This is a genomic window from Acidocella aromatica, assembly GCF_014201825.1.
In the GTDB taxonomy this organism is placed as follows: domain Bacteria; phylum Pseudomonadota; class Alphaproteobacteria; order Acetobacterales; family Acetobacteraceae; genus Acidocella; species Acidocella aromatica.
The window spans coordinates 13,466-24,565 of the sequence record NZ_JACHFJ010000013.1 but is presented as its reverse complement, the minus strand read 5'-3'; the positions used below and the strand labels follow the sequence as shown (position 1 = coordinate 24,565).

Genomic DNA, 11,100 nt, shown 5'->3' with positions numbered 1-11,100 from the left:
CGCGCATGACCGAGCGCCTGACCCCTGACGAGATCGGCCGGGCGGTGGAGCTGCTGCGCGCGGGGGAACTCGTCGCTTTTGGCACTGAGACTGTGTACGGACTCGGTGCCGATGCCCGTAACGGCAATGCTGTGGCGGCGGTTTATGCCGCCAAGGGGCGGCCGAGCTTCAACCCCCTGATCTGCCATTTTGCCTCAGCGGCTACGGCCTTCCGCTACGTGAAAGCCAATGCCCTGGCGGAGAAGCTCGCGGCCAAATTCTGGCCTGGGCCGCTCACGCTTGTACTGCCACGGCAGGAGGGCTGTCCTGTCTCGCAGCTTGCGGGGGCGGGGCTGGCCACGCTCGCTGTGCGCGTGCCCGCGCAGCCGGTGGCGCTAACACTTCTGGAAGCTTTCGGCGGGCCGGTTGTTGGCCCTTCGGCCAATCGCTCCGGGCGCATCTCCCCCACCACGGCCCAGCATGTGCTGGCGGAACTCGGCGGGCGGATTGCCGCCGTGCTCGATTCGGGGGCGTGCCCGGTGGGGGTGGAATCCACGGTGCTGGATCTCTCGGGCGAAACGCCGGTGCTGCTGCGCCCGGGCGGGGTGACACTGGAGGCGCTGGAAGCCGAGATCGGCCCCATCGCCCGGGCCATGGGTGAGGCGTCGGCCCCGGCCTCGCCGGGTATGCTGGCCTCGCATTACGCTCCCGGACTGCAAGTGCGGCTCAATGCCACGGAAATCGGTGCCGACGAGGCGCTGCTCGCTTTCGGCCCGCCTCTGGCCGGTGCCAAGCTGTGTTTCCAGCTCTCCGCCAGCGGCGATCTGCGCGAGGCCGCCGCCCGGTTGTTCGAGGGGCTGCATGAGTTGGATGACCGTGCCCAGGCGTTGGGGCTGCGATGCATCGCGGTGCAGCCGATCCCGGCCACCGGGCTGGGGCTGGCCATTAACGACCGGCTGAACCGCGCCGCCGCACCTCGCTAAACCAGTCCCGGAATTCATTTGACAGCATTGCCCCGCACAGGGGCAAATGGCGCATGCGGTTCTGGCTCTCAGCCCTGCTTGGCCTTTTGCTGGCCACCCCGGCGCGGGCGGCGGATTACTACTTCACCACCTCGGACGGCGCACGCCTGCACTACACGGAAGCCGGCCCCGCCGGGGCGCCGTTTCTCGTTTTTGTGCCGGGCTGGACCATGCCAGGCTGGATTTTTAGCCCGCAGCTGAAGGCGTTCAGCCAGTCGTATCATGTCGTGCTGTTCGACCCGCGTGGCCAGGGTAGCTCGGAGGTCACAGCCACCGGCTATAACCAGGACCGGCGCGGTGAGGATCTGGGCGAGTTGGTGGACCGGTTGCCGGGGAAGGTGGTGGTCATCGGCTGGTCGCTGGGCGTGCTGGATACGCTGGCCTGGATCCACCAGGGCGGCAGCGACAAGCTGGCTGGCTTGGTACTCATCGACAATTCCGTGGGCGAGACCCCAGCCCCGGTGCCGCAGCCCGGCTCGCGCCAGCCTCCCATGCCGGTGCCAAGGAGCCGCGAGGCCAAGATGCGCGCTTTTGTCGAGGGCATGTTCCGCACCTGCCCGGCGGAATCGTATCTCAACCGGCTTACCGTATCCTGCCTGCGCGTGCCTCCGGCCCAGGCCGAGGAGCTGCTGCGCTATCCCGTGCCGCGCAGCTACTGGAAGGACGCCATCCTTTCCACAGATGTGCCGCTGCTCTACGCCGTGCGCCCGCGCCTTCAGGGCCAGGCGCAGAACCTGCTCATCGACCGGCCCAACACCTCTATTGCGATTTTCCCGAATGCGGGCCATGCGCTGTTCGTCGATGACGCCAGCCGCTTCGACGCGTTGATGCGGCAATTCCTGGAGACCAAAGCCCGCTTATGAGATTCTGGCCGCTGTTTCTTGTCTCCGCCGCCGCCGTCGGCATGGAGACGGCGCTGACGCGCTACTTCGCCGTGGCCAATTGGTCGGACTATGGCTACTGGGTCATCTCCATCGTCATGGTCGGGTTCGCGCTCTCGGGCGTGGTGCTGGCGCTAGGGCAGGGGCGGTTGCAGCGCCATGCGGCGGGGCTGTTCGCCACGCTCCCGGCGCTGCTCTGCCTGAGCGCGGCGCTGGGTTATGCGGGCGTCATCGTTAATCCGTTCAACCCGCTGGCGCTGCAAAACCCGGATACCTACGCGCCGCAGCTCGGGCTGATCGCGCTGTATTACGTGGCGCTGCTGCCCTTCTTCTTCCTCACCGGGTTGTATGTCTCGCTCTGCTTCGCCACCAACGCCACGCGGGTGGGCGCGGTCTATGCGGCGGATCTGTTAGGCGCGGGGCTGGGCTCGGTGCTGGTGCTGGGGCTGATGTATCTGGTCTCGCCCTTCGCGCTCATCCCCTACCTGCTGCCGCTGCTGGCATTGGCAGCGCTGGGGGCGGGGCGGCTGCGCAAGCGGGCAGGAGCGGCGGCATTGGTCGCCTTGCTGGCGGGCGAGGCGTTGCTGGGCCTCGGGCCGCAGGCGGCCATCAGCCAGTACAAGCCCATCTACCCGCCGCTGCACACGCCCGGGGCAAAGGTGCTGGCCACCGTGCATAGCCCGCGCGGCGAGTACATGCTGCTCGACGATTTCACCGAGCGGGTGAACACCGACATCTCCAATAATTCCGGCATGATGGGCTATCCCAGTCCGCCGCGCTCTTATGGCCTGTACCGCGACGGTATCCGTATCGCCTCGCTGCCCATGCCGGGCGTGGGGGCGCAGACGGGCTACGCCCTTGGCGCGCTGGACGCTCTGCCCTACACGCTGCGCCCGCACCCCGACACGCTGCTGATCGGCGCCTCGGGCGGGATGCGAATCGCCGAGACGCGGGCGCTGGGCGCTGGCCCGCTCACCGCGCTGGAGCCGGACCCGGTGCTCTACCAAGCCCTGCGCGAGGGCTTGGACGGTTCTCCGCCCGTGCCATCCGCGCCGGATTTGAGAATTTTCAATGACAATCCGCGTGCCGTGGTCACGCCGGGAGCGGGGTATGATGTCATCGACATCTCCGCTGATTTCCTCGACGAAGCTCCGGCCAATGTCTATGCTGTCTCGGCCCAGGCCTTCGCCGCCGATCTCGCGGCGCTCTCCTATAATGGTGTCCTCTCGGTGCCGGTCTCGATCCAGGATTTTCCGGCCTATGCGCTGCGCATGATGGCCACCATGCGCGAGGCCTTGATCCTGCGCGGCGTGGCGGATCCTGGGGCGCATCTCATCCTCTACCGCTCGGCCTGGAACGCGCGGCTACTGGCCAGCCCGGCACCGTTCACCGCCGCCGACATCGCCGCCGCCGCGAAATGGTGCAACGACCGCTCCTTCGACATCTCCTACTACCAGGGCTTCGACGCCGTGGCGGCCCGCTCCAATTTGTATAACGACCTCCCGGCCGTCTCCTTTACCGACGGCACCATGGATACCCAGGGCGATGACGACTCGCTGGCCGACGAGGCCCCCGGCGTTCTGGCAGGGCAGGTGACGCCTTCCTCCAGCGCCTTCGACCTGCGCCCCGTCACCGATGACCGCCCGGCCTTCTACGCCATTCTGCGTCTCAGCCAGCTCAAGCTGTTGCTGGCCCGGTTGCAGATCCTGCCCCAGGCCGAGATTGGCGCGCTGGTGAACCTTGCCGTGCTGGCCCAGGCGGTGATCATCGCGGCACTGGTGCTGCTGGTGCCGTTGGCCGCCCCCCGGCGCGCGCGGCAGGGGCATGAGGTGCTGCGCCCAGCCGTGTATTTCTCCGTCCTGGCGCTGGGCTTCCTGTTCCTAGAGCTGTTCGCCATTGAGCGCGCCTCTTTGGTGCTGGATGACCGGGCCATGGGCTTCTCCCTGGTGCTGGGGGCGATGCTGGTGTTCTCCGGCCTGGGCAGCTTTGTCTCCGGGCGCATCGCCAATGCAACCGCCGCCATGCGGCTCGCCTGGGTGGCTGTGGCGCTTTGGGGCGTGGCGATGCTCTGGCTCTCCGGCACCGCTGCCCTGGCCGCTGGCGGGCTGCCGCTGGTGCTGCGCGTGGGGCTGATCGTGCTGTGCCTCGCCCCGGTCAGCTTCGCCATGGGGCTGCCATTCCCGCTGGGCTTGCGGCAACTCAGGGGCGAGTTCTTCCTGCCCTGGGCCTGGGGGCTGAACGGGGCGTTCTCGGTCGTTGCGACCCCCTTTGCCAATTTGCTGCTCCGCACTATAGGCTTGCATGCGGTTTTAGGCGGTGCCGTTCTTCTGTACACTATCGCCGCGCTCAGCTTTCCCGCGCTTGAAGGACAGATTGCTTGGACTCCATTTCTGAAACGCTCAGCCGCCGCGGATTGATCGCGGGCCTTGCCGCCTGCGCCGCCGCCCCGGCTTTCGCCGCCGATAACAGCGCCGTTCCGCCCGCCCCCGCCATCGCCCCGGAAGCCCCCGCGGCCAGCCCGGCTCCGGCCCAGGCCGCCGTCCCGCTGCTGCCCACTCCGGCCACCCCGAACGGCAAGCCGTGGGATAGGGCTGCCTTCGAGGCCGCGATGGCCGCCTCGGGCCGTCCGGTCACGCTGGCGGACGACCAGTTCAACGCCATCCAGGCCCGCAAGCCCGCCGCGATGAAGCTGATCGCCCAGTACCTTACCGAGCGCCTGGGCAAGCCCGACCCGCTGGTGCTGGCGGCCTTCGAGGCCCTGCCGCGCGAATATTACCACTACAACTACCAGGAGCATCGCTCCACCTGCGGCGACGCGTACGACCAGCCGCCCAAACCCTGGGCGCTAGGCTATGGTTCGGCCCTCTCGGATTATCTGGGTCAGGCCTACATGACGCAGGTGATCGCCCCGAAGCCGGGCGACGTCTCGCTCGAGATCGGCACCGGCTCCGGCTTCCAGTCCTCGCTGCTCTCGCGCATCGTGGACCATGCCTATTCCATCGAGATCATCGAGCCGCTGGGCAATGCGGTGAAGAAGATTTTCGCGCCGCTGGGTTACGACAACGTCACCACCAAGGTGGGCGACGGCTATTACGGCTGGCCCGAGGTGCAGGGCGGGTTCGATGTCATCATCGTCACCTGCGCGGCCCAGTACGCGCCGCCCGCTTTGTTCCAGCAGCTCAAGCCGGGCGGGCGCATGATCATCCCCATCGGCCAGCCCTTCAAGCAGGGGCAGGTTTTCTATGTTTACCATAAAGATGCCGCAGGGAAGATCCATTCCCGCCGCGATATGGGTTGCTTCTTCATCCCGATGACCGGAACCATGATGAAGGTGCCCGCCGATCAGGCCCAGGCCAACCCGGCCTGAGTCGTTCTCTGTTGGAAACGTATTGCTCGGGTGTCATTCAGCTTGCCCGCTCCGCTGGGGCGTGGCACTGAACGACGAGACCACCGAATAAGGAGGAACTCTTGGTAAAACCGTTGCGTAAGGCTGTGCTTCCTGTTGCTGGTCTCGGCACGCGCTTCCTGCCCGCCACCAAGGCGATGCCCAAGGAAATGCTGCCGGTCGTCGACAAGCCGCTGATCCAGTACGCGGTGGACGAAGCGCGCGCCGCTGGTATCGACCAATTCTGCATGGTCACCGGCCGCGGCAAGACGGCGCTGATCGACCATTTCGACATCGCCTTCGAGCTGGAAGCCACCCTGGCCGAGCGCAACAAGCGCGAGGCGCTGGAGCTGCTGCGCGAGGAGGCGATGCCGCCGGGCGCCATCACCACCGTGCGCCAGCAGGTGCCCCTGGGCTTGGGCCATGCCATCTGGTGCGCCCGCACCTTCATTGGTGACGACCCGTTCGCCATTCTGCTGCCGGATGATCTGGTGCTGAGCCAGACGCCCTGCACCGAGCAGCTGGTGAAGGTGTATAACGAGACCGGCGGTAATGTCGTGGCCGTCTCCGAGGTGCCGCGCGAGCACACCAGCCGTTACGGCATCCTCAAGGTGGGCGAAACCGAAGGCGACCGCGTGGAGGTCACCGGGTTGGTCGAGAAGCCCAAGCCGGAGGACGCGCCCTCCAATCTCTCCATCATCGGCCGCTACGTGCTGCTGCCGGAGGTGATCGGCTATCTCTCCCGCATGGAGGCCGGTGCCGGCAACGAAGTGCAGCTGACCGACGCTATGGCCAAGATGATCGGCCACACGCCGTTCCATGGCCTGAAATTCGAGGGCAAGCGCTTCGATTGCGGCGACAAGATCGGCTTCCTGGAGGCGCAGATCGCCTTCTCGCTCTCCCGCCCGGATCTCGGCCCCGCCGTGCGCGAGTTCCTCAAGAATTACGTCAACAGCTAAGGCTGCCCGCAGGCCCGCCCAAACCGGCGGGCCTTTTTTATCTCCGCGCGGCCCAAAATTAGCCGCAAATTCAAGCCACAACCCTGCTGGATTTTAGATCAGCACCGCATGAGGCAAGTATGACCTTTTCCCACAAATTCCACGCCAGCTCGCTGCGCGAATATGATATCCGCGGCATTGTCGGCGAGACGCTGACCGAGGCCGATGCCTTCGCCATTGGCCGCGTGTTCGGCTCGATGGTCGCCGAGGCGGGCGGGCGCAAGGTCGCCGTGGGGCGCGATGGCCGCTTGTCCTCGCCCGCTCTGGCGGCGGCGCTGATCAAGGGGCTGACCGAGAGCGGCATGGATGTGGTCGATGTCGGCCAGGGGCCGACGCCGATGCTGTATTACGCATCCTTCACCGAGCCCGCCGATGGCGCGGTGATGGTGACCGGCAGCCACAACCCGCCCAACTATAACGGCTTCAAGATGATGCTGAAGAACAAGCCGTTCTTCGGCAAGCAGATCCAGGATCTCGGCGCCCGCGCCGCCGCGGGGCAGGTGGTGCCCGCCAGCCAGGGCGGCGTGGTGCAGAAGGATATCTCGGACGCCTATGTCGCCCGCATGGTCCAGGACTGGGACGGCGAGCGCAAGCTGAAGGTGGTGTGGGATAACGGCAACGGCGCCGCGGGCGACGTGCTGGTGAAGTTGCTGGAGCAGCTGCCCGGCGAGCACAAGGTACTGAACGCGAAGATCGATGGTACCTTCCCCGCGCATCACCCGGACCCGACCGTGCCGAAGAATCTGGAGCAGCTGATCGCCGCCGTGGCGGCGGAAGGGGCGGATGTCGGCATCGCGTTCGACGGCGACGCCGACCGCATCGGCCTGGTGGACAATGAGGGGCACATCCTGTTCGGCGACCAGTTCCTGATCCTGATGGCGCGCGACGTGCTGCGCCAGCATCCGGGGGCGACGATCATCGCCGATGTGAAGGCGAGCCAGGTGCTGTTCGACGAAGTGGCCAAGGCCGGTGGCCAGCCGCTGATGTGGAAGACCGGGCATTCGCTCATCAAGTCCAAGATGGCGGAGCTGGGCTCGCCGCTCGCGGGCGAGATGTCGGGCCATATCTTCTATAACGACAAATGGTACGGGTTCGACGACGCGCTCTACGCCGCCGTGCGCGTGCTGGGCGTGATCTCCCGCACCCCGGGCACCGTGGGCGAGTTCCGCGCCAGCCTGCCCGCCGTGCTGAACACCCCGGAGCTGCGCTTCGACTGCGACGAGGACCGCAAATTCGCCGTGGTGGCCGAGGTCGCCGCGCGCCTGAAGGACGCGGGCGAGAAGGTCTCCGACACCGATGGCGTGCGCGTGAACACCGCAGATGGCTGGTGGCTGCTGCGCGCCTCCAACACCCAGGCGGTGCTGGTCGCCCGCGCGGAAAGCACCTCCGAGGCCGGTCTGGAACGCCTCAAGGCCGCGCTGGCCGCCCAGCTCGCCGCTTCCGGCCTCACTCCCGATTTCTCCGCCACCAACGCGGGGCATTGAGGGGCGGGCGTAGACGTTGCCTCGGGGGCGCTGCCCCCGAACCCCCGCCAAGGGCCGAGAGGCCCTTGGAACCCACCCGGCAAATAAAAAGGGCTCCACAAGGGAGCCCTTTTTATTTGCCGAATATTGAGGTCCAGGAACTCGGTTCCTGGCAGGGGGGACGGCGTCCCCCGAGGTGAGGTCCTACGTCCCTAGCCCCTTAGGCCCGTAGGATGGATTGCGAGAACAGGGCGGTGCCGGTGGAGTCGATGAGGCTGTAGTCGAAGCGTGAGCCGGAGAGCTTGGCGGCCATGAAGCCGTGCGCCCCGGAGGCGAAGCCGCCGCGTATGGCGGGTTTGGGCGTGTAGGTTTGCGAGCCCGCGCCGGTGATGACATAGGTGATGCCATCCTGCTTCACGGCTTGCAGCGTGTGGTCGTGCCCGCAGATATAGACCGGCACGTTGTGCTTGAGCAGGATCGGATTGAGCCGGGCGACGAGGTCTGGCTGGTCGTGCTCCTCGCCATCGGCGTTTTCGAGTGCGGTGAAGACCGGGTGGTGGCCGATAACGATATTCCACTCGGCGGTGGAGGCGGTGAGCTTGGCGTCCAGCCAGTCGAGTTGGGCCTGGGTGTCCTGGCCTTCCACCCGTACCTTGGAGCCGTAGTATTTTTTGATGAAGGGCGAGGTGTCGAGGTAGTAGAAGGCTGCCTTGGCGCCGTCGGGCAAAGCGAGAGTTTCGGCGTAATAACGCGCGGGGAGCTGCCAGCGATGGCTGCGGGCGGAATAGTCGAGCTGGGCTTGCACATTGCCACGGTAATCGTGGTTGCCGAGGACCACCTTCCACGGTGTTTGCAGCGACTCGGCGGTGTAGATCTGCTCGAAGGAGCTTTGCCATTGCGGATCGTCCACAGAGGCGACGCCGTTCTCATAGAAATTATCGCCGACCGAGACGGTATAGCGGCTACCGATGGCGGTGGCGGTGCGGCTCATCTGCTGGGCCACGGCGGTTTGGCCGTCCTTGCCCTCGCGGCCCCAATCGCCAACCAGGATGAAGGGCAGGCCAGTCTCGGCGGCGCTGGCGGACGGGCAGAGCGCTGCTCCGGCACCCAGGATGGCGGCGGAAGAGACGAATTCGCGGCGTGTGAGCATCATGCGGGAGGGATAGCAAAACCGCGCCCCGCTTGTCCGCGACAATTTGGCGATATTTACGCCTCGTCGAGCTTCAGAACCTCACCAGCCAGATACAGGCTGCCGCAGATCAGCGCGCGGGTGGGGGCGGTGATCTGCGCCAGCGCGCCACGAATATCCGGCCCTGGTTTGGCGATGCCGCCCGAGGCCTCGATGATGGCGTCCACAGGCAAGGCCAGATGCTGCTCCGGTTCGGCCACGGCGTACACGGCGGCGGCGCGGGGGGTGAGGATGCGCAGAACCTCGGAGACGTCCTTGGACTGCTTCATGCCCAGGATCAGCGTCGTTGGGCCATTCCAGGAGGCGAGCTGGGCGGCCAGAACTTCCGCCCCGCCGGGGTTGTGCGCGCCGTCCAGCCATAGCTCGGAGCCTTCGGGCAGGGCCTTGGCCAGCGCGCCGCGCAGGCGCTGCATCCGGGCGGGCCATTCGGCGGCCTGCAGCCCCTTGGCCATGGCCTCCGGCGAGATGGTGAAACCAGCCGCGCGCAGGGCAGCCAGCGCGATGCCGGCGTTTTCCACCTGATGCGCGCCAGCCAAAGCGGGCGAGGGCAGGGCGATGCCGTCGAACACCATGCCGGTGGCGGTGGGTTCGGTGTTCCATTCATGACCCCAGCGCAGCAGCGGCGCGCCTTTTTCGGCGGCGATGGCGGCGATGCGCGCCAGCACCTCGGGCGGGTGGAAGCCGGTAACAACCGGGATGCCGGGCTTGATGATCCCGGCCTTTTCGGCGGCGATGGCCTCCAGCGTGCCGCCCAGGAAATCCTGGTGGTCGAGCGAGATGGAGGTGATGGCGCAGGCGGCGGGGGGGAGGACGTTGGTGGCGTCCAGCCTGCCGCCCAGCCCGACCTCGACGATGCAGAGATCAGCCGGCGTGCGCGCGAAGAGCCAGAAGGCGGCGGCGGTGATGGCCTCGAACACAGTGATCTGCTGCGGGCCGTTCACGGCCTCGATGGCGTCCAGCGCCTCGGCCAGTTGTTCATCCGTCACCAGCTTGCCTGCGAGGCGGATACGCTCGTTGAAGCGCACCAGATGCGGCGAGGTGAACACATGCACGCGTAGGCCCGCGGCCTCGGCCACGGCGCGGGCAAGGGCGCAGACCGAGCCCTTGCCGTTGGTGCCCGCCACATGGAGGACCAGGGGAAGCTGGCGCTCTGGATGGCCGAGATCACCCAGCAGCCGCTCAAGCCGTTCGAGCTTGAGGTCGATCAGCTTGGGATAGAGGCTGTGCAGGCGCTCCAGTGCGGCGCTGACGCGCACACGGGAGGCCGATGCGCCCGGCTCGCGCGCTAGCTCGTTGGTCACGCCGCGGGGCGCTGATTGGCGGTGGTGAACTCGATCAGCCGGGCCAGCGTGGCGGTGAGGTCACCGCGCTTCACCACCATGTCGATGATGCCATGCTCATGCAGGTATTCGGCGCGCTGGAAGCCAGGGGGCAGCTTCTCGCGCACGGTCTGCTCGATCACGCGCGCCCCGGCGAAGCCGATCAGCGTGTTCGGCTCGGCGATCTGGATATCACCCAGCATGGCGAAGGAGGCGGTGACGCCGCCGGTGGTCGGGTCGGTGAGCACCACGATGTAGGGGAGCCCGGCTTCCTTCACCATCATCGAGGCGATGGTGGAGCGGGGCATCTGCATCAGGCTGATGGCACCCTCCTGCATGCGCGCGCCGCCCGAGGCGGTGTAGACGATCATCGGCGCGTGCTGGAGCACAGCGAGGCGCGCGGCGGCGACGAGGCCCTCGCCCACGGCGGAGCCCATCGAGCCGCCCATGAACTCGAACGACATGGCGGCGACCACGGCCTTGTTGCCACCAACGGTGCCATGCGCCACCAGGATGGCGTCATCCTGCTTGGTCTTGTCGCGGGCTTCCTTGAGGCGGTCGGTATAGCGCTTCTGGTCGCGGAATTTCAGCGGGTCCGGCACGGCTTTGGGCAGGTCGATGCGGGTGAACTGGCCGTCATCGAAGGTCCAGGCCAGACGCTCCTGCGCGGTGGCGCGCATATGGTGGCCGCAATGCGGGCAGACTTTTTTCGCCGCCTCCAATTCGCGGTGGAAGATCATCTGCTGGCAGGACGGGCATTGGTGCCAGAGATTATCTGGCACCTCCTTGCGGCCAAGCAAAGTGCGGATTTTGGGGCGGACGAATTCGGTAAGCCAGCTCATGGGGCAATGGATTAGCTGTTTT

The 11,100-nt window shown here is 66.7% G+C and carries 9 protein-coding genes; 6 read left to right on the top strand and 3 right to left on the bottom strand.

Annotated elements, in window-relative coordinates:
- Positions 1 to 5 precede the first annotated feature (5 nt).
- From HNP71_RS12200 to pgmG, 6 genes are all read left to right on the top strand, one after another.
- Positions 6 to 962, top strand: a complete 957-nt coding sequence (locus HNP71_RS12200) for an L-threonylcarbamoyladenylate synthase (protein WP_183267210.1) — start codon at positions 6 to 8, stop codon at positions 960 to 962.
- Between the two features lie 53 nt (positions 963 to 1,015).
- The gene (locus HNP71_RS12195; protein ID WP_183267209.1) at positions 1,016 to 1,864 is read left to right on the top strand and encodes an alpha/beta fold hydrolase; all 849 of its coding nucleotides are present in this window, start codon (positions 1,016 to 1,018) and stop codon (positions 1,862 to 1,864) included.
- Positions 1,861 to 4,299, top strand: coding sequence for a spermidine synthase family protein (locus tag HNP71_RS12190; RefSeq protein WP_183267208.1), 2,439 nt, complete (start codon positions 1,861 to 1,863; stop codon positions 4,297 to 4,299). The genes HNP71_RS12195 and HNP71_RS12190 overlap by 4 nt, the downstream gene beginning before the upstream one ends.
- Complete coding sequence (locus HNP71_RS12185; protein WP_221246875.1) at positions 4,260 to 5,249, top strand: protein-L-isoaspartate O-methyltransferase family protein; 990 nt, start codon at positions 4,260 to 4,262, stop codon at positions 5,247 to 5,249. The genes HNP71_RS12190 and HNP71_RS12185 overlap by 40 nt, the downstream gene beginning before the upstream one ends.
- Positions 5,250 to 5,350: 101 nt before the next feature.
- Positions 5,351 to 6,226 carry a UTP--glucose-1-phosphate uridylyltransferase GalU gene (galU, locus tag HNP71_RS12180; RefSeq protein ID WP_183267207.1) on the top strand — a complete coding sequence of 292 codons (876 nt, stop codon included), beginning with the start codon at positions 5,351 to 5,353 and terminating at the stop codon, positions 6,224 to 6,226.
- 119 nt (positions 6,227 to 6,345) lie between these two features.
- Positions 6,346 to 7,749, top strand: a complete 1,404-nt coding sequence (gene pgmG / locus HNP71_RS12175; RefSeq protein WP_183267206.1) for a phosphoglucomutase/phosphomannomutase PgmG — start codon at positions 6,346 to 6,348, stop codon at positions 7,747 to 7,749.
- Positions 7,750 to 7,948: 199 nt separating this feature from the next.
- On the opposite strand, the gene HNP71_RS12170 is transcribed toward pgmG, so the two are convergent.
- The 3 genes from HNP71_RS12170 to accD are packed head-to-tail and all read right to left on the bottom strand — an operon-like array spanning position 7,949 to position 11,078.
- Positions 7,949 to 8,881, bottom strand: coding sequence for a purple acid phosphatase family protein (locus tag HNP71_RS12170; protein WP_183267205.1), 933 nt, complete (start codon positions 8,879 to 8,881; stop codon positions 7,949 to 7,951).
- 53 nt (positions 8,882 to 8,934) lie between these two features.
- Positions 8,935 to 10,218, bottom strand: a complete 1,284-nt coding sequence (locus HNP71_RS12165; RefSeq protein WP_183267204.1) for a Mur ligase family protein — start codon at positions 10,216 to 10,218, stop codon at positions 8,935 to 8,937.
- Complete coding sequence (accD, locus tag HNP71_RS12160) at positions 10,215 to 11,078, bottom strand: acetyl-CoA carboxylase, carboxyltransferase subunit beta (protein WP_183267203.1); 864 nt, start codon at positions 11,076 to 11,078, stop codon at positions 10,215 to 10,217. The genes HNP71_RS12165 and accD overlap by 4 nt, the downstream gene beginning before the upstream one ends.
- Between the last annotated feature and the right edge of the window lie 22 nt (positions 11,079 to 11,100).